Genomic DNA, 17,234 nt, shown 5'->3' with positions numbered 1-17,234 from the left:
AAGAACCGATGACCGACGCGCGGCTGTTGACGCCACCCACCCCACCCGTTGCCGGCTATCCCCGATCGGATGCCGCCCCGCGACCCCGGTCCGGGCTGGGCACGGCGGCGCTGGCCCTGCCGCCGGCGCTGCTCGCGCTCTCCCTGTCGGTGGCCGGCATCGGCGCCCGCAGCATGTGGAACGACGAGTACGCCAGCTGGTACGCCGGCACCCTGAGCTTCCGGGACCTGGCCAAGCTGCTGGACAATGTGGACGCCGTGGTGGCGCCGTACTATCTGGTCCTGCATTTCTGGATCGCCCTGTTCGGCGATTCCGAGACCAGCCTGCGGCTGCCGTCCGCGCTCGCGATGGGTGCCACCGCGGCGCTGGTCGCCGTGCTGGGCCGCCGGCTGTTCGACACCGGCGTGGGCCTGGCGGCCGGGCTGATCTTCGCGGGGTTGCCGTCGGTGACCCGCTACGGCCAGGAGGCCCGCCCGTACGCCTTCGCGATCGGCTTCGTCACCCTGGCGACGCTGTTGCTGCTGCGGGCGATGGAACGGCCGACCTGGCGACGGTGGCTCTGGTACGGCGCCGGCCTGATCCTCGCCGGCCTCGTCCACATCGTCACCCTGACCGTCCTGCTGGCCCACGCCGTCTTCCTGTGGCGCACCTTCCGGGTCAGCGGTGACCTGCGGTTGCTGCGCTGGTTCGCCGGGGCGTTCCTCGCCGTGACCGCGGCGCTGCCCCTGGCCGCGAAGGGCTCGGAGCAGTCGAGCGTCATCTCCTGGATCAAGGTCGACCGCGCGGCGGTGGGCGGCCTGCCCGAACGGATCTTCGGCTCCTGGCAGGTCGCGCTCGTGGTCTGCGTGGCGGCGCTGCTGGCGACCGCCCTGCTCTGGTCCCGGCACCGCGGCCCGGTGGTGCTGCTGCTGGCCTGGGGCCTGTTCCCGCCGGTGTTCTGCTACCTGACCTTCCCGCTGCTGCATCTCTTCCTGCACCGCTACCTGCTGTTCACCGTGCCGGCGTGGACGCTGCTGGCCGCCGCGCTGGGCTTCTCGCTGGCCCGGTTCACCCGCCGGGCCGCCGCGGCGGTGCCGCTGTCGCTGAGCGGGCTGCTGGTGGTGGCCGTGGTGCTGGCGGTCAGCGGACCGGGACAGCGGGCCGCCCGGCACAGCCCCGTGTTCGGCGAGCCGGACTACCGCAGCGCCACCGCCCTCCTGCTGGCCGCGGCCGGCCCCGGTGACGGCATCGTCTTCGCCGGTACGACCCGTAACGGCCGCCGGGCCCTGGAGTACGAGGCGCGCCGGGCCGACCTGTTCCGGGACGTGCTGGTCGAGCGGACGTCGAAGGAGAACGGCACGTTCGGTGTCCAGGAGTGCGCCGATCCCGGCCCGTGTGTGGGCGACACCCGGCGGATCTGGCTGCTGTCGACGACCGCGGCCAACCTCGACCCGATGGACGGCATGCCCGGCCTCACCCAGGGTTTCCTGCTGACCGCCTACACCCTGCGTGAGTACCGGACCCTCGAGCAGATCCGCATCTTCGTGCTGGATCGCAAGGACCCGCGATGACGACCAAGGAGAACCTGATGGAACGACCGCGGCTGACCTTCGTCGGCACCGGGTATCTCGGCGCCACCTACGCCGTCTGCTTCGCGGAGCTGGGCTACGAGGTGGTGGGTTGCGACGTGGACCCGGCTCGGATCGCCGCCCTCTCGGCCGGCGCGGTGCCGTTCCACGAGCCCGGCCTCGACGAGCTGCTGCGGGCCAACCTGGCCGCCGGGCGGCTGCGCTTCACCACCTCGTACGCCGAGACCGCCGCCTTCGGCGACATCCACTTCATCTGCGTGGGCACGCCGCAGCGTCCCGGCGGCACCGGCGCGGATCTGTCGTACGTGGAATCCGCCGTCACCGGGCTGGCCCGGCACCTGACCCGCAAGGCGCTGATCGTCGGCAAGTCCACCGTCCCGGTCGGCACCGCCGAATGGGTCGAGCAGCTCGTCGCCAAGCACACCGACCCCGAGCTGGGCATCGAGGTCGCCTGGTCGCCGGAATTCCTGCAGGAGGGCGTCGCGATCCAGGACGTGCTGCGACCCAACCGGATCGTCGCCGGCGTCAGGTCCGACTGGGCGGGCGGCATGCTGCACGCCGCCCACCACGGCATTCTCGACCTGGCCGCCACCGAGGACCGCGAGGTGCCGGTAGTGGTCACCGACTTCGCCACCGCCGAGCTGGTCAAGGTCGCCGCCAACGCGTTCCTCGCCACCAAGATCAGCTTCATCAACGCGATGGCCGAGGTCTGCGAGGTCGCCGGCGGCGACGTCACCCAGCTGGCCCGCGCGATCGGCTACGACCCGCGGATCGGCAACCGCTTCCTGCAGGCCGGCGTCGGCTTCGGCGGCGGCTGCCTGCCCAAGGACATCCGCGCCTTCCAGGCCCGGGCCCAGGAGCTCGGCGCCGGCGAGGCGCTGCGCTTCCTGCACGAGGTCGACCTGATCAACCAGCGCCGCCGCGCCAAGGTGGTCCGGCTGGCGGCGGACCTGCTCGGCCCCGGCCTGCCCGGCGCCCGGATCGCGGTGCTCGGCGCCACCTTCAAACCCGACTCCGACGACGTACGCGACGCGCCCTCGCTGGCCGTCGCCGCCGCACTCGCCGAGGCCGGCGCCGACGTCCGTGTGTACGACCCGCAGGGCCTCAAGAACGCCCGGGCCGCCCAGCCCGCCCTGCGCTACGAGACCTCGATGGCCGACGCGGTCACCGGCGCCGAGCTGGTCTGCGTGCTCACCGAGTGGGCCGAGTTCCGCACCGCCGACCCGGCGCAGCTCGGCCGGCTCGCCGCCGGCCGGCGGGTGATCGACGGACGCAACTGCCTCGACGCGGCGGCCTGGACCGCGGCGGGCTGGCGGTACCGCGGCCTGGGCGCCCGGGCCACGACGGCGGCCCCGGCGGCCTGGACCGCGCCCGACCCGGCCGCCCGGCCGCCGCTCCCCCGCCCGGCACCCCGGCCCGTTGCAGCTCGGTAGCCATCGGGCGGTATCGCGCAGTGCCCGGGACGCCTGACCGAACAGGGATGCGTGACGGCATCCCGGGCAAGAACATCGATCAGTCGCCGCCGCTTGGTGGGCGGCGCCGCGGCCGGTGCCGCCGTCGGCCTGACCGCGGCCGTACCGGCGCCGGCGGAGGCCGCCGCGGCGGTCCGCTCGGTCAGCTCGTACGTCGCGGTGGACGCCGAGTCGCACCTGCTGCGCCGCGCCACCTACGGGCCGACGCCCGCCTCCGTCGCCGAGATCCGCGAGCTCGGCACGGCGGCCTGGCTCGACCGCCAGCTCGCCCCGGCCGGCATCCCCGACCCGGCCTGCGACGCGCTGCTGACCCGCTTCCCGCTGATCGCCCTGTCCATCACCGAGCTCCGCTCCCGGGTCGCGGCCGGCACCCTGCGGTACGGCTGGGACACCATGCTCCAGCTCGGTTATGCGGCCACCAGCCGGGCCATCTGGAGCGAGCGCCAGCTGTACGAGGTGATGGTCGACTTCTGGTCCAACCACCTCAACATCACCAACCCCTCCGGCGACGTCTGGGACAACCGGCAGGACTACGACCGGACCGTGATCCGGCCGTACGCGCTGGGCCGGTTCGCGGACCTGCTGAAGGCCTCCGCGCGGCATCCGGCGATGCTCACGTACCTGGACAACCGCTTCTCCACCCGGGCCGCACCGAACGAGAACTACGGCCGCGAGCTGCTGGAGCTGCACACCGTCGGGCTGGGCTACACCGAGTCCGACGTCAAGAACGCCGCCCGGCTGCTCACCGGGCTGACCGTCGACTGGGACACCGGGGCCTACAAGTACAGCGCCGTCGCGCACGCCACCGGCCCGGTGCAGGTGCTCGGCTTCCGGCACGCCAACCCGACCCCCGCCGGCGGTGAGGCGGCGGTCTTGGCCCTGCTGGACTATCTGGCCCTGCACCCGTCGACCGCGCGGCGCATCGCCACCAAGCTCTGCGTCCGCTTCGTCGCCGACGACCCGCCCGCCGCGCTGGTCACCCGGCTGGCGAAGGTCTACCTGAGCAACGGGACGGCCATCACCCCGGTGCTGCGGGCGCTGTTCGGCTCGGCCGAGTTCAGGGCCTCCGCCGGCCGCAAGCTGCGCACCCCGTACGAGGACATCGTGGCCACGGTCCGCGCGGTCGGCTACGGCCCGGACGCCACCGGGACCGCGGGCATCGAGTCGCTCTACTGGCTGATCGGCTCGCTCGGGCAGGCGCCGATGTCCTGGGCGCCGCCGAACGGCTATCCCGACGTGGCCGCGGCCTGGACGTCGCCGGGCGGGATGCTCGCCCGGTGGAACGCGCACCTGCACATCGTCGCGGGCTACCGGCCGAAGGAGTTCCAGCGGCCGGCGAACCTGGCCGAGGCGCTGGTCGGCGCGCTGCCCGCCAGCTACGGGGCGCTGATCGACGCGCTGGCCCGGCGGCTGTTCGGCCGCACTCTGCCGGCCGCCGACCGCACGGCGCTGGCGGCCTACTTCGGCAAGACCGCCGGCGCCGCCCTCAAGCCGGGCGACGCCGCGGTCGGCTGGCGGTTCCCGCAGTTGGTGGCGCTGATGCTGAACTCCCCCTACTTCTCGGTGAGGTGACCACGATGACCGATCCGAGCTGCGGCTGCGCGGACGACCAGCGCACCACCCTGACCCGGCGCGGCGTGCTCGGCCGGGCGCTGGCGGCCGGCGCCGCGGGAGCGTTCGCCGGGCTGGCCGGCGACCAGGTCTCGACCCAGCTGGCCTTCGCGGCCGGCCGATACTCCGGCGACACGCTCGTCCTGGTGTCGCTGCGGGGCGGCTTCGACGGCCTGTCCGCGGTCGTGCCCGCGGGCGACCCGGCGTACTACGCGGCCCGGCCGGACATCGCCGTGCCGAAGTCCCGGCTGATCGGCGGCACCTCCCGGTTCGGCCTGCACCCGGCCCTGGCCCCGCTGCTGCCGTTCTGGAAGGCCGGCACCTTCGGCACGGTCCAGGCCGTGGGCCAGCCGGCGCCGAACCGCTCGCACTTCTCCGCGATGGAGGAGCTGGAACGCGCCGCGCCCGGCACCTCGGTCCGCACCGGCTGGCTCGACCGGATGCTCGGCGGCCTGGGCGCGAGCAGCCCGTTGCACGGCGTCTCGGTCGGCAGCATGATGCCGGCCCGGGTGCTGGCCGGCCCCGCGCCCGCCCTCGGGATGAAGACGATCAACGACTTCGCGCTCTTCGGCGACCAGGCCGGCCAGCCCATGGCCGCCACCCTGAAGACCCTCTACGCCGGCGCGCCGGCCGTGCTGAGCCGGCCGGCCGGGCAGGTCATGGGCTCGCTGGCCGCCACCAAGGCGCTGGCGGCCCAGCCGTACCGGCCGGCCAACGGCGCGGTCTACCCGGACGACACGCTGGGCCGGGCGCTGCGCGACGTCGCCCGGCTGATCAAGGGCAAGGCGGGTCTGATGGCCGCCAGCGTCGATTCCGGCGACTGGGACATGCACGAGAACCTCGGCGCCGCGGTGCCGGGCAAGCGGATGCACGACAAGCTGGCCCAGCTGGCCGCCGCGCTGGCGGCGTTCGCCACCGACCTCGGCAGCACCGGCATGAAGCGGGTCACGCTGGTGACCATCAGCGAGTTCGGCCGGCGGGTCCGGCAGAACGGCTCGAACGGCCTGGACCACGGCTACGGCAACGCCATGCTGCTGCTCGGCGGCGGGGTGGCCGGCGGCAAGGTGCACGGGCGCTGGCCCGGCCTCGGTGAGCGGCACCTGGTCGACGGCGACCTGGCGGTGACCACCGACTACCGGGCGGTCATCGCCGAGATCCTGCACAAGCGCTGCGGAATGGCGAGCACCCGCGCGGTCTTCCCGAACGTGCGGAGCACAACCTCGGGAGTGGTCCGCGCGCGCTGACGGTTCAGAGCGCGGCGGCGACGGCCAGCAGCAGGGTGGCCACGCCGGCCGCGAGCACCAGGATCCGCAGCAGGGCCGGATCGGTGAGGATCTCCCGCAGCGCGGCGCGGCCGGCCCGCGGGCACCGTACGGCCGCCGGCAGGCTCCGGTCGGCCAGGACGCTCGGGTGCTGTGCCATCGTGTCTCCTCGGCTCGGCAGCGCCTCCCGCCGCGATGAGCCGACTATCCCGGCCGGCCGGCGCCCGCCGCATCGGCACTGCGCGGGGTTTCCGGCGGGCCACGGCTCCGACAAAAGTCGTAGCGGGCCCGCCGGCCGGGTCCACCCGGGCAAAAAGATGATCACGGCCTCGGGGTCCGGGAGGCTGTGATCGGCGTGGTGCGAAGGGGCCGGTCGGGCGTTCAGCGAGGCCAGCCCAGCTCCTCCAGCAGGCCCTCGGTGAGCCGGTAGATCTTGCGCTGCGGCCGTTGCCGCCGGACGGCGACCTCGGCCGGTTCCAGCTCGCACACCGTCCACCCGGCGGCACGCAGGCGCCGCAGGGTCGCGTACACCGTCGACTCGGACAATCCGGTCTCCCGCATGATCGCCATGCCGAAGTCGTGCCCGTCCCGGATCGCCTGGATGAGCGCGCGGGTCCGGTGGGTCATCACCACCTTGCGGCGCCGGGCCACGCAGCCGTCCTCGCGGCCGGCGTGCTGCGGGCAGATCCAGCCGTGGTCCCGGTGCTGGGTCCAGCCGAGCGCGCGCAGCCGCCCGGCGATCTCGAAGCCGTCGTTGGAGATCAGCTGTTCCGCCGGGCAGGCCTGGGGGTGCCGACAGCGCACCACGGCCAAGACGAAGGGACTGGTCATCATGCTTCCTTCCTGGTCCGGTCGGCCGAGCCGGGTCTCGGCGGTCATCGCGGCGACGAACCGCGGCGCCACCGACCCCGGTCCGCGGTCTTCACGTGCGGGAGGACGCGGGTACGCGGGTGCTCGGCGTACCGCGGAGTTTCGGTGGTGTCGCCGAGCGGAACCGTCGGCAGCGCGGGCGTCCGCAGCGTCAGGGTGTGCGCGTCGGCGCGTCGGCGGGGGCGGGTGACCGTGGGCGTGACAGTGGCCGGCGCCGCCGGTGGCTCGGCCGCCTTGTGCTGCACGGCCAGGTCGAACATCGAATGTGAGGCGTGGTCGTACCCTTCCCGGAAGGCGAGGTCCCGCCGCAGGCTGTGCGTGTACCACTGGTGCACGCGCCCGACGGCGTAGCTGCTGGGCAGGACGAGCAGCAGCGAGAAGATCAACTGGAACAGCTGGCTTTCGGGCGCGGTCATGGCGGTGCCGTCACCTGTCTCTGCATCGGTGGTATCGGAGGAAAATGGCTGGCTGAGCCGCTGATGCGGCGGGCGTGATGATCAGCTTCCGCGGTACCGGCCCCGCGCGAACGCGACGGTCGGCGCCGGCCCGGGCGCCACGGCGGGCGGCATCGGGCGGCCCGAATCCACCACGGCCATCAGCGCCTGCGCGGCCACGTCGTAGCCCTCGCAGAAGGCGGTCCGGCGGTCCGGGGCGTGCCGCGTCCACTGGTGCACGCAACCGGTGATGTAGGCGGCGAATGCCACGATCATCAGCGCGAACCCGATGGTCAGGACGGCCGGATCCCACATGTCTGTGTCACCACCTTTCAGCGGGCAGGAAGAAGTGACTGCCACGGGGCAGCCTGGGCCGGAGAATCGCCGAACAAGAAGGGGTGCTGCCGGAGCACGGGTGCGTCCGGGCCACCGGCGGACGAACGCGCGATGACTGCGGGGACCTGCTCCGTACGGGCGGCCGGAGCCGCGCCGCCTGTGCCGCATGCATCGAGGAGAGGCCCGATGGGACAAGAAGGCGGTGAACAGCGGTGACTGCGGGCCGTGCTGGACGTTCGGGTAGCCGCGGGCCGGTCAGCGCGCGGCGGTGCCGGGTCCCGCCAGGCTGACCTTGCTGGCCACTATCCGGCGGCGGGCATGACCGACGAGGTGCCGCGTCGGCACCGCATCACCGGCCGTGACATGGACCGCGACCAGCCGCTCCCCGCAGTGCGGGGCGTTGTCGGGCCGGACCGCGCCGGCCAGGACCGCCGGCGCGGCGGCGGCTTCGTTCTCCCGCTTGCGCAGGGCCATGTCGAGCATGCAGTCCGAGGCACGGTCGTAGCCGCTGCGATAGGCCTCGTCGCGAGCGGCGCCGTCGCGATACCACTGATGGATGCGACCCATCGCATAACCGCTGGCGATGACGAAGGCGACCGCGAAGAGCATCTGGATCAGGCTGTTGCCCGGGGCGATCATCAGTGATCGGCCTTTCTGAGTGTCAGCACCACGAGACCCGGTGGGCTAGAACCGATCGGAGGTGGGTACCGGGCCCGGCACGGTCGCCCGCTCCGGTTTTGCCGGCAGATTGCGGACCGCCAGGTGGAACAGGGTTCGCGACGCCTGGTTGTAACCCTCGCGATAGGCCAGGTCCCGTTCGAACGTGTGCCGGTACCACTGATGCACCCGCCCGCCGGCATACGCGGTCACGATGACGAAGATCACCGCGAGCGCAATCTGAAAAGTGGATGATCCCATTTCGGTCATGTCTCAATAATATTTCTTCGCGGCCGACAAGTACACCATCTTCGAGTCACCTGATAACCGCGTCGGGTTATTTTTATGACCATTTCGGCGGCGCGTCGGAAACGGCGGCGCCCGGGTTTGCGGTGCAGCCGGGCCATCACGAGGATCCACCGATGCCGGTCGCCCGGACCGGAACTGTGAACACGGCCCCGCGGCAGGCCGGGTCGGCCGCCTCGGTCATCCGCAACGCGTCCGGCACGGTGAACACCCCGATCGCGTTCCGCGGCACCTTCCAGGACACCGGCAGCGGATCCGTGACCACGGCCACACCGGTCGCCACACAGCCCGCGTCCCGGTGCAGGGCATCCACGGTCACCTGGCCGGCGGCCTGCCGGACGGCAACGATCCGCACCGGGAAGGCGTGCCGGTTGGTCACCGTCACGGTCAGGCTCGTGGCGCCGCCGGGTCGCAGCGGCAGGCTCTCGTCCGACCTCGCCCGCACCTGCAGCTCGGCGACGGACCCGGTCGTGGCGCCACCGGCGCCCCCGTCGAGCCGCCAGTACATCCAGGCGACACCCGCGTTGACCAGCACCGCCGTGGTGGCCGCCAGCGCGAGCACGATCCGGCCCCGGCGGTCGAGGCGGCGCCGGCGGGTGCCGCGGGCCGCGGGCCGGGTCTCGGTGCGCGTGGCCGCGATGCCGACACACCCGGTCCAGCTCAAGGCCTCCATCACGACGCGCCGGGGGCGCCGGGGCGGCTGCCGGGTGGACCGGCGGGCCGGGGCGGGACGGCTCCGGCAGCCGCGGTGGCGAAAACGGTGGTCCATCTGCTCGGCGTACGCATCTGGTTGATCCTCCTGCCAACATGGAACGCGTCCCCGGATCGTTTGTTCTTGCTCACGCCAGGCGGGCGAGGTATCGGGCGCGCCCCCCGGGGCGGAGGCGGGCCTGGCGTCGATACCACATTCCTCGGCCCGAGCAACTGTTGTACTCAGACCTCCGATCGGGTTTATGACCGGAACACGCCGCTGCTGCGCGCTATTCGGCTGAGCCCGAACGAGGTATTCGGCCGCCCGCGTGCGGCATTGCGTCAATGTTCGTGCCGCGCCGCCGGCCGCGCCGGAAGCTTCTCATCAGGGCCTGCGGGCCACTAACACCCGTGCTGACCGACATCAAATCTATCCCTGTCGACTCGCGCTGGAATGCCGTTTTCGGCCGGAGGTTCCCGGCACGGGGCGGCGTGCCGGGAACCCCCACCCGCCACCCGGTCGGGGCGGCGGGCTCCGCGTCGTCCGGTGTTCCCCGGGGGGGCCGATGCCGGAACACCGGACGACGGGTCTGGTGCGGCGCGGTGGCGCCGGCGGTTCTGGAGCCGGCCCTCAGCAGTTCTGGCCGCCGAGGACCGGCCGGGTCACGTCCCGCCGCCATGACAGCGGTTCGTGATCCTTCATTCCTGCCGGGTTCGTAAACGACAGGCTCTGGGCGGGGGTGCTGTCGTCGTTCACGGTCCCGGTCCCCGCAGGCCTTCGCGCCTCGTTCTCGTCTGATCAACGCGGCCACGGTCCCGTGCAGATCTCAGGCGTCCGTCCGTACCGGATGGACATTCGCTCCCGGCCGGTCACCGACCGGATGAGGTGCCCCCGGAAGAGCTGCGGTAGTCCGCCGGTGAGCCGGGCCGGCGCGGCGCCGCCGGACCCGTGCCGCCCCCGGGCAGCACCTCGGTGGCCGCGTCCAGCAGCTCGGTGGCAGCGTCACCGGCCGTCGCCGCCGCAGCCCACGGCCGGTCGCCGATCGCCTCGACGGCCGGCGCCCGGGCGGGCGCGGACGGCGCCGCCGGGCCGGGTCGATCACCCGGCCGGTCGGAGGCCGCCGAGCTGCCGGGTGGCCCGGCCCGCTTCGGCCCGGCCCGCTTCGGCCCGGCACGCTTCGGCCCAGCACGCTTCGAGCCGGCCTGCTTCGAACCGGCCCGCTTCGGCTCGGCCGGGGCGGCACCCGCCGGCACCGTCACCGGCGCCCCGGGCGGGCTGTCCCGGCCCTGCCACGGGCCCAGGTCCGGCCGCACCGTGTACCGCCAGGTGCCGGCCGGCACGCCGAGCTCCCGGCAGGTCGTCGTCGTGACCACGCAGGCCTCGGTGGAAAAGCCCGCGCCGGTACGGCTGACCACGTACGTCAGCGCCCGCCGGTCGTTGGTGCTCTCGCTCGCCCGCCAGGTCACCGAGACCCGGGTGCCGTGGACGACAGCCGTCGGCCGGTTGCCGGTGGGCAGCAGCACGGTGTTCAGCACCAGGGTTCCCGCTTCCGCGGCCGGCGCCCAGGCGGCGTAGGCGGCGTAACCACCGCCCACCACGGTGATCGTGGTCGCGACGGACAGCCAGAAGGCCTGCCAGGGCGGCCGTATCGGCCACCCTCTCGGGCCGGCGCCGGCGACCGCCGCGGCGATCCCGATTCCTTGTAGTGGCATAGCGTTCCCCTGCTGGTGAGAAGGGCGGACCAACGTGCCGGCCGGGTGGGCCGCCGCGAGGCCGGTGCAGACCCGGTGCGTTCTCGTCACCAGGAGAACCGCATTCCGGAATATGCGGATGATCAGTTGTTGAGCTGTGCTTCCGAGGCGTGGATCCACCTGGCCACCGCCACTCGTACGACCTCCAAAGAATGAGCACGGACCGGAAACGGCCGGGGCCCGCCGGTAAGCGATCTTGCACGCATTCCCGGGGGCTGCCGTTTTGCCCGCGGATAGCAGGCCACGCGACCGCACCGCAAATCAACAATGGTCAGTCGGCCGCCGGCGCCCCGCGACAATGATCATTTCCGCCGCCCGGGGACCACGATGGCGATAGGTCGATCGGGGGAACCCGGACGTGACTGGCGACAATTGGGACATTCTGGCTAGAGTTCCCGAGCGGCAGCGCCGGTCCCGGCCTCGGCGCGCCGCCGTCTCTCCGTGACCGGTGTGCGGAATCCGCCGGGTCATTCGCCATTCCCCGGAAGGCTTCTCAGGTGTCAGCAACCCCATTTCTGCGGGACCGCGGAACGGGCCTCTCCGACCCACCCGTGAGCGCGGCGGACTACGCGCCCCAGCCGCCCACCGAGGACGAGAAATACCTCTATTACGGCCGGCAGGGACGATGGATCTTCTGCGTCTTCCTGCTCGCCTTCGCCGGGGTCATGTTCGGCCTGGCCCGGCTCGCCGCCAACTCGATGTGGACCAGCCTGCTGTACGAGCTGATCGCCCTGCAGATCGTGGCCGTGTTCATCAGCCTGCTCTCGAGCACCCGCCCCCGCCGGGGTTCGCGGGCGCAGCACGACTCCCGGGTGGCCGCCTACCGGCCCGCGGTGTATCCGTCGGTGGACGTCTTCCTGCCCTCCGCGGGCGAGCCGCTGACCCTGCTCGACAACACGTTCCGGCACGTCCGGGCGCTGGAGTGGCCCGGACGCCGCACCGTCTACGTGCTCGACGACTCGGGCCGCGCCGACGTCGCCGCCCTCGCCCGGCGGCACCGGTTCGTCTACCTCAGCCGGCCCGACCGCGGTGTCCTCAGGAAGGCCGGCAACCTGCGGTACGGGTTCGCGCACTCCCGGGGTGACCTGATCCACGTCTTCGACGCGGACTTCGCGCCCCGGCCGGACATGACCCGCGAGCTGGCGCCCTACTTCGGCGATCCGAGCATCGGCATCGTCCAGTCGCCGCAGTTCTTCGACGTCCAGCAGGACCACTTCAACTGGCTGCAACGATCGGCCGGCGCCACCCAGGAGATGTTCTACCGCTGGATCCAGCCCGCCCGCGACGCCGTGGACGCCGCGATCTGCGTCGGGACGAACGCCATGTACCGCCGGACCGCGTTGCGGGCGGCCGGCGGCTTCGCCCAGATCGGGCACAGCGAGGACGTGCACACCGGCGTGAACCTGGCCAAGGTGGGCTTCCGGACCCGGTACGTGCCGGTGAACCTGGCCAAGGGCATCTGCCCGGACAACTTCGACGGCTTCGTCAACCAGCAGTACCGGTGGTGCACCGGCAGCATGAGCCTGCTGGCGGACAAGGGCTTCCACACCTCCGCGCTGTCCCGCAAGCAGAAGCTGTGCTTCTGGACGGGGTTCCTCTACTACATCACCACCGCGCTGGCGGCCTTCGCCGGTCCGCTGCCCGGGCTGCTCATGCTCTGGTGCTTCCCCGCGCAGATCCGGCCGATGAACTACCTGCCGATGATCGGCACCATCTTCGTCTGGTCGACGCTGATGCCGCGAGTGACCGCGTACCGCTGGTCCCCGATGGTCGTCCGGGTGCAGTTGCTCATCGGGTTCTGCCACGCCGTGGCTCTGATCGACTTCCTGCGGGGCCGGTCCGCGGCCTGGGTGCCGACCGGCGCAGCCGGGCACACGCCCACCGCCAGGCGGGTCCTGCGGCTGCTCCGGGTCTGGCTGATCACCACCCAGCTGCTCACCTGGGCCGGCATCGTGGTCGGCGTCCTGACGTACGGGATCGGCCTGTTCTGGGCGAGCCTGCTCTTCGCCGGTCCGATGCTGTACTTCGTCGTCCCGCTGCTGCTCGGCACCGGGTGCACGCCGCGGCGGCGGCCGGCACCGCGGCGGCTCGCCGGTCCGGTGGCCGCCACGCCGGGCTCCGCCTCCTACGCGTCCACGAGCTTATGATCGGCGTTGCCGTCACCACGACGCCCGCCCGGGAAACGGGCCCGTCGGCCGTGGCCCGGCCGGCGCCCACCGCCCCGGCCGCCCGGCCGTTCCGCCGCGACCTGCAGGGCCTGCGCGCGGTCGCGGTGCTGCTGGTGGTGGCCCAGCACGCCGGACTGCCCGGCGTCACCGGCGGCTCCGTCGGCGTGGACGTCTTCTTCGTGCTCTCCGGTTTCCTGATCACCGCGCAGCTCCTCGGCGAGCTGGAGCGGACCGGCCGGGTCTCGCTGCACCGGTTCTACGCCCGCCGGATGACCCGGCTGGTGCCGGCCGCCACCGTGGTCGTGCTCGGCACGCTCGCGGCGGCCTGGCACTGGATGCCGGCCCTGCAGCGCGCCGGCCACCCGGGCGCGCAGCCGGAGCCCGCACCCCTGCAGCACCTCTGGTCGCTGGCCGTGGCGGGGCAGTTCTATCTGCTCTGGCCGGTGCTGCTGCTGATCGCCTCGATGGCCTGGGCCAACCGGGGCCGGCCCAGTGCCCGGGTGGCGTGTGTCGTGCTGGCCATGCTCTGCGCGGCGTCCCTCACGCTGTGCGTCACCCTGACGACCACGGACCAGCCCTGGGCGTCCTTCGGCATCCACACCCGCGCCTGGGAGTTCGGCGCCGGTGCGCTCGTCGCCCTCGGCGCCCGCAAGGCCGCCCGGCTGGCTCCGGCCCTCGCCACGACCATGACGTGGACGGGGCTGGCCGCCATCGTGGGCGCCGCGCCGGCCGCCACCGAGGCCACGGTCTTCCCCGGCTACGCGGCCGTGCTGCCGGTCGCCGGCGCGGTGCTGGTGGTCGCCGGCGGCTGCGGCGCGCCGCGGTGGGGAGCCGAGCGTCTGCTGCGCCACCAGGTGTTCCAGGAGATCGGCCGGGTCTCCTACGGCTGGTACCTGTGGCACTGGCCGGTTCTCGTGCTGGCCCCGTACGCGCTCGGCCATCAGCCCGGGGTGCCGGGCCGGGTCGCGCTGGTGCTGGCCGCGCTGGTGCCGGCGTCGATGTCGCTGGCCACTGTGGAGGATCCGATCCGGTGCCACCGGGTGTTCCGGGGTGGCACCGGGGCCGGCCTGATGCTGGGGACCGGGCTCACCGCCTGCGCGGCCGGGGTCGCCCTGCTCCTGCTCCAGGCTTCGGCGCCGATCCCGCGTGCCGCGACGGACGGCGCGGCTCCCGTCGTCCAGCACACCCCGGGCCGGCCGAGTGCGGGAGGACGACCTTGACCACGATTGAGGTTCTGCCGGTGCCGCCGCGGGAGATCGCCCGCCGGGCCCCGCTCCGCGATGCCGCCGTACGCCCGCGGCAGCCGCGACGCAGCCGGCGCGGCGCCGTCCTGGTGTTCCTGCCGTCCGCTCTGCTCACCCTGGCGCTGCTGATGTCCGGCCTCGGCGCGCGCAGCATGTGGAACGACGAGTACGCCACCTGGTACGCGTCCACCCTGAGCCTCGGTGACCTGGCGAAGTTGCTGGCCGACGTGGACGCGGTCGTGGCGCCGTACTACCTGGTCATGCACGCGTGGACCGCCTTGGCCGGCGATTCCGAGACGATGCTGCGCCTGCCGTCGGCCGTGCTGATGGGTGTCGCCGCGGGACTGATCGCGGTGATCGGCCGCCGGCTGTTCGACGCCGGCGTGGGGCTGACCGCCGGGCTGATCTTCGCCGGTCTGCCGTCGGTGAGCCGCTACGGCCAGGAGGCCAGGCCGTACGCCTTCGCGATCGCCGCCGCCGTGCTGGCGGTGCTCCTGCTGCTGCGGGCGCTGGAACGGCCGACCTGGCGGCGGTGGCTCCTCTACGGCTGCTGCCTGACCGCCGCCGCGCTTCTGCACATCGTCACCCTCACGATGCTGCCCGCCCACCTGCTGCTGGTCCGGCGTGCCCTGCGGGACGACGGCGACTTCCGGGTGCTGCGCTGGGCCGCCGCCGGTTCGCTGGCCCTGACCGGCGCGCTCCCGCTGCTGGCCAAGGGCTCGGGGCAGACCGGCGCGATCTCGTGGATCCGGGCGGACGGCCAGGCGGTCGCGCAGTTCCCCGGCAGGCTGTTCGGCTCCTGGCAGGTCGCCGCCGTGGTGGTCGCCGCGGCCCTGGTGGCGGCGGCGCTGCTCTGGTCGCGGCAGCGCGGGCCGGTCACCCTGCTGCTCGCCTGGGCGCTCTTCCCGCCGGTCTTCTGCTATCTCAGCTTCCCGTTCCTGCATCTCTTCCTGCACCGGTACCTGCTGTTCACGCTGCCGGCCTGGGCGCTGCTGGCCGGCGCGCTCGGGCACTTCCTCGTCCGGCTCAGCCACGACAACCGGTCGGTGGGCCTGTCGCTGAGCGCGATGCTGGTGGCGGCGGCGGTCTTCTCCGTCGGCGGGCCGGGCCAGCTCGCCGCCCGGCGCAGCCCGGTCGACGGCGAACCGGACTTCCGGAGCGCGGCCGCGGTCCTGACCGCCCGGATGCGGCCGGGGGACGGCATCGCCTACGCCGGAACGGGCCGCAACGGCCGGCGGGCGTTCGGCTACGAGACCCGCCGGTCGGGGCTCCCCCGCGACGTGCTGGTGGCGCGGACCTCGCAGGAGATCGGCGAGTTCGGCACGCGGGAATGCGCCCAGCCCGCACCCTGCATCGGCACCACCGAACGCATCTGGCTCGTGTCCACCACCGGGCCGTACCAGGACCCGCTGGGCGGGATGCCGGAGGCCACCCAGGCGTACCTGCGGACCGCCTTCACCCGCGCCGACTTCCAGTCCTTCGCCGGCGTACGCCTGTTTGTCCTCGACCGTAGGGAGTCACGATGACCAACCGCGCTCTCCGGCGGCTGGCCGGCGCGGCGGTCGGCAGCGCCGCCGTCTGCGTGGCGCTGGCCTCCGTCGCCAACATGGTGCACGGCCTGCCCCGGGGCCCGCGCCTCACGGTCGCGGCGCGCCCGGTGTCGGACGCCGTGCTCGGCGCCTACACCGGCCCCTCGGCGAAGGGCGCCGCCGCGCTCACCGCCTGGCACCGGTGGTCCGGCACGCGCGCCCCGTACGCGCTCGACTTCGCGGCGGGCGACTCGTGGGCGAACATCACCGGGCCGGACTGGCTGCTCGACCCCTGGCAGGCCGCGGGCCGGCGGCTCATCTACTCGATGCCGATGTTCCCGCACCGGCCCGGCGACTCCGCCCGGGTCCACGGCGCCCGGCTGGCGGCGTGCGCGGCCGGCCGCTACGACGCCCGGTGGGCCGAGCTCGGGCGGCGGCTGGTGGCCCGGCGGATGGCCACCACGATCGTCCGGCCGGGCTGGGAGTTCGACGGATCCTGGTACCCGTGGTCGGCGCTCGGCCGCGAGCGGCAGCACATGAACTGCTTCCGCCACGTCGTGACGGCGATGCGCCGGGTGCCGGGCCAGCGGTTCCAGTTCCTCTGGAACCCCGGCATCGGGGTGCAGCGGTTCCCCGCCGAGCGCGCCTATCCCGGCGACCGGTACGTGGACCTGATCGGCGTGGACGTCTACGACACGTCGTGGACGCCGGGCAGCTATCCCGGTCCCGCCGCGGCCACCCGGGAGCAGCGCCACGCGCTCGCCGCCGCGGTCTGGTCCCGGGTCCGCGACGGCGACCACGGCCTGCGCTTCTGGGCCCGCTACGCGGCGGCGCACGGCAAGCCGCTGGCGGTGCCGGAATGGGGGCTGTCCGCGCGTGCCGACGGCCACGGCGGCCTGGACAACCCGCTGTTCATCGAGGAGATGGTCCGGTTCGTCCGGGACCCGCGCAACGGGGTCGCGTTCGCGATGTACTTCGACGCGGACTCCGCCCACGGCGACCGGCACCGCATCTCCACCCCCGACTCCCGGTTCCCGCTGAGCCGGGCCGTCTTCCGTCGCCTGCTGGAGGTTCCGCAGTGAAACGTCGTGCCGTTCGATCCGACCACCAGTACTGGCAGGGGTGGAGCCTCGGGCAGTTGCGCGCCTTCGTCGCCGAGCATCGGGACGTCGGCGACGAGGCGCTGCTGCTGGCCGTCACCGAGACCGGCACGGCGCCGCTGCGGGGCATCGGGTTCTTCTCCATGCCGCTGCGGCGCGACGGCGGCCGGTGAGCGGGGCAACGATCCCGCGGGTCCGGGCCGGGACTAGCCTCCCAGGGAGTTGATGATGAGGG

Annotated in this window: 17 protein-coding genes and 1 pseudogene; 9 read left to right on the top strand and 9 right to left on the bottom strand. The window is 73.3% G+C overall.

What is annotated here, in order from left to right; translation table 11 throughout:
- Positions 1–8: 8 nt before the first annotated feature.
- From ACIBQZ_RS24245 to ACIBQZ_RS24230, 4 genes and pseudogenes are all read left to right on the top strand, one after another.
- Positions 9–1,550, top strand: a complete 1,542-nt coding sequence (locus ACIBQZ_RS24245) for a glycosyltransferase family 39 protein (RefSeq protein ID WP_396091043.1) — start codon at positions 9–11, stop codon at positions 1,548–1,550.
- Positions 1,547–2,899, top strand: a pseudogene (locus tag ACIBQZ_RS24240) (UDP-glucose dehydrogenase family protein); the annotation flags it as partial. The gene ACIBQZ_RS24245 and the pseudogene ACIBQZ_RS24240, both read left to right, overlap by 4 nt.
- Before the next feature lie 198 nt (positions 2,900–3,097).
- Positions 3,098–4,612, top strand: coding sequence for a DUF1800 domain-containing protein (locus ACIBQZ_RS24235; protein ID WP_396091042.1), 1,515 nt, complete (start codon positions 3,098–3,100; stop codon positions 4,610–4,612).
- Positions 4,613–4,617: 5 nt separating this feature from the next.
- On the top strand, positions 4,618–5,895 hold the full coding sequence (locus tag ACIBQZ_RS24230) for a DUF1501 domain-containing protein (protein WP_396091041.1): 1,278 nt from the start codon (positions 4,618–4,620) through the stop codon (positions 5,893–5,895).
- A gap of 4 nt (positions 5,896–5,899) precedes the next feature.
- On the opposite strand, the gene ACIBQZ_RS24225 is transcribed toward ACIBQZ_RS24230, so the two are convergent.
- The 9 genes from ACIBQZ_RS24225 to ACIBQZ_RS24185 form a co-directional block, all read right to left on the bottom strand.
- Positions 5,900–6,073 carry a hypothetical protein gene (locus ACIBQZ_RS24225; RefSeq protein WP_396091040.1) on the bottom strand — a complete coding sequence of 58 codons (174 nt, stop codon included), beginning with the start codon at positions 6,071–6,073 and terminating at the stop codon, positions 5,900–5,902.
- Between the two features lie 221 nt (positions 6,074–6,294).
- Positions 6,295–6,747, bottom strand: a complete 453-nt coding sequence (locus tag ACIBQZ_RS24220) for a PadR family transcriptional regulator (RefSeq protein WP_396091039.1) — start codon at positions 6,745–6,747, stop codon at positions 6,295–6,297.
- 41 nt (positions 6,748–6,788) lie between these two features.
- Positions 6,789–7,199 (bottom strand): hypothetical protein, encoded by a 411-nt coding sequence (locus ACIBQZ_RS24215; protein WP_396091038.1) that lies wholly within the window; start codon positions 7,197–7,199, stop codon positions 6,789–6,791.
- Positions 7,200–7,280: 81 nt separating this feature from the next.
- Positions 7,281–7,532: a hypothetical protein gene (locus tag ACIBQZ_RS24210; RefSeq protein WP_396091037.1), complete on the bottom strand. Its 252-nt coding sequence runs from the start codon at positions 7,530–7,532 to the stop codon at positions 7,281–7,283.
- Between the two features lie 276 nt (positions 7,533–7,808).
- Positions 7,809–8,192: a hypothetical protein gene (locus ACIBQZ_RS24205; protein WP_396091036.1), complete on the bottom strand. Its 384-nt coding sequence runs from the start codon at positions 8,190–8,192 to the stop codon at positions 7,809–7,811.
- A gap of 45 nt (positions 8,193–8,237) precedes the next feature.
- Complete coding sequence (locus ACIBQZ_RS24200; RefSeq protein ID WP_396091035.1) at positions 8,238–8,480, bottom strand: hypothetical protein; 243 nt, start codon at positions 8,478–8,480, stop codon at positions 8,238–8,240.
- A gap of 136 nt (positions 8,481–8,616) precedes the next feature.
- On the bottom strand, positions 8,617–9,180 hold the full coding sequence (locus ACIBQZ_RS24195) for a hypothetical protein (protein WP_396091034.1): 564 nt from the start codon (positions 9,178–9,180) through the stop codon (positions 8,617–8,619).
- Between the two features lie 657 nt (positions 9,181–9,837).
- Entirely contained in the window at positions 9,838–9,963 is a 126-nt protein-coding gene (locus ACIBQZ_RS24190) for a hypothetical protein (RefSeq protein ID WP_396091033.1), read from the bottom strand.
- A 113-nt stretch (positions 9,964–10,076) separates the two neighbouring features.
- A complete protein-coding gene (locus tag ACIBQZ_RS24185; protein WP_396091032.1) occupies positions 10,077–10,919 on the bottom strand; it encodes a hypothetical protein in 843 nt (280 codons plus the stop codon).
- Positions 10,920–11,509: 590 nt separating this feature from the next.
- Here ACIBQZ_RS24185 and ACIBQZ_RS24180 point away from each other — a divergent pair.
- Genes ACIBQZ_RS24180 through ACIBQZ_RS24160 form a run of 5 tightly spaced genes read left to right on the top strand, consistent with a single transcriptional unit; the run spans position 11,510 to position 17,172 of the window.
- Positions 11,510–13,105, top strand: coding sequence for a glycosyltransferase (locus ACIBQZ_RS24180; RefSeq protein ID WP_396091031.1), 1,596 nt, complete (start codon positions 11,510–11,512; stop codon positions 13,103–13,105).
- Positions 13,102–14,346, top strand: coding sequence for an acyltransferase family protein (locus ACIBQZ_RS24175; RefSeq protein ID WP_396091030.1), 1,245 nt, complete (start codon positions 13,102–13,104; stop codon positions 14,344–14,346). The genes ACIBQZ_RS24180 and ACIBQZ_RS24175 overlap by 4 nt, the downstream gene beginning before the upstream one ends.
- Positions 14,343–15,896, top strand: coding sequence for a glycosyltransferase family 39 protein (locus tag ACIBQZ_RS24170; protein ID WP_396091029.1), 1,554 nt, complete (start codon positions 14,343–14,345; stop codon positions 15,894–15,896). The genes ACIBQZ_RS24175 and ACIBQZ_RS24170 overlap by 4 nt, the downstream gene beginning before the upstream one ends.
- A complete protein-coding gene (locus ACIBQZ_RS24165; protein WP_396091028.1) occupies positions 15,893–16,981 on the top strand; it encodes a glycoside hydrolase family 26 protein in 1,089 nt (362 codons plus the stop codon). Before ACIBQZ_RS24170 ends, ACIBQZ_RS24165 begins: the two co-directional genes overlap by 4 nt.
- Entirely contained in the window at positions 16,978–17,172 is a 195-nt protein-coding gene (locus ACIBQZ_RS24160; RefSeq protein ID WP_396091027.1) for a hypothetical protein, read from the top strand. The genes ACIBQZ_RS24165 and ACIBQZ_RS24160 overlap by 4 nt, the downstream gene beginning before the upstream one ends.
- The last annotated feature ends 62 nt before the right edge of the window (positions 17,173–17,234 follow it).

The sequence above is a fragment of the Actinoplanes sp. NPDC049599 genome, from assembly GCF_044465625.1.
Classification (GTDB): domain Bacteria; phylum Actinomycetota; class Actinomycetes; order Mycobacteriales; family Micromonosporaceae; genus Actinoplanes.
Note: the sequence above shows the minus strand (reverse complement) of the source record. Positions and strands in the feature narration are given on the sequence as shown.

Coding starts and splice junctions, on each gene's coding strand:
- ACIBQZ_RS24230 (WP_396091041.1), top strand. CDS start 4,618: ATGACCGATCCGAGCTGCGGCTGCGCGGACGACCAGCGCACCACCCTG.
- ACIBQZ_RS24185 (WP_396091032.1), bottom strand. CDS start 10,919: ATGCCACTACAAGGAATCGGGATCGCCGCGGCGGTCGCCGGCGCCGGC.
- ACIBQZ_RS24175 (WP_396091030.1), top strand. CDS start 13,102: ATGATCGGCGTTGCCGTCACCACGACGCCCGCCCGGGAAACGGGCCCG.
- ACIBQZ_RS24210 (WP_396091037.1), bottom strand. CDS start 7,532: ATGTGGGATCCGGCCGTCCTGACCATCGGGTTCGCGCTGATGATCGTG.
- ACIBQZ_RS24215 (WP_396091038.1), bottom strand. CDS start 7,199: ATGACCGCGCCCGAAAGCCAGCTGTTCCAGTTGATCTTCTCGCTGCTG.
- ACIBQZ_RS24165 (WP_396091028.1), top strand. CDS start 15,893: ATGACCAACCGCGCTCTCCGGCGGCTGGCCGGCGCGGCGGTCGGCAGC.
- ACIBQZ_RS24200 (WP_396091035.1), bottom strand. CDS start 8,480: ATGACCGAAATGGGATCATCCACTTTTCAGATTGCGCTCGCGGTGATC.
- ACIBQZ_RS24245 (WP_396091043.1), top strand. CDS start 9: ATGACCGACGCGCGGCTGTTGACGCCACCCACCCCACCCGTTGCCGGC.
- ACIBQZ_RS24205 (WP_396091036.1), bottom strand. CDS start 8,192: ATGATCGCCCCGGGCAACAGCCTGATCCAGATGCTCTTCGCGGTCGCC.
- ACIBQZ_RS24220 (WP_396091039.1), bottom strand. CDS start 6,747: ATGATGACCAGTCCCTTCGTCTTGGCCGTGGTGCGCTGTCGGCACCCC.
- ACIBQZ_RS24225 (WP_396091040.1), bottom strand. CDS start 6,073: ATGGCACAGCACCCGAGCGTCCTGGCCGACCGGAGCCTGCCGGCGGCC.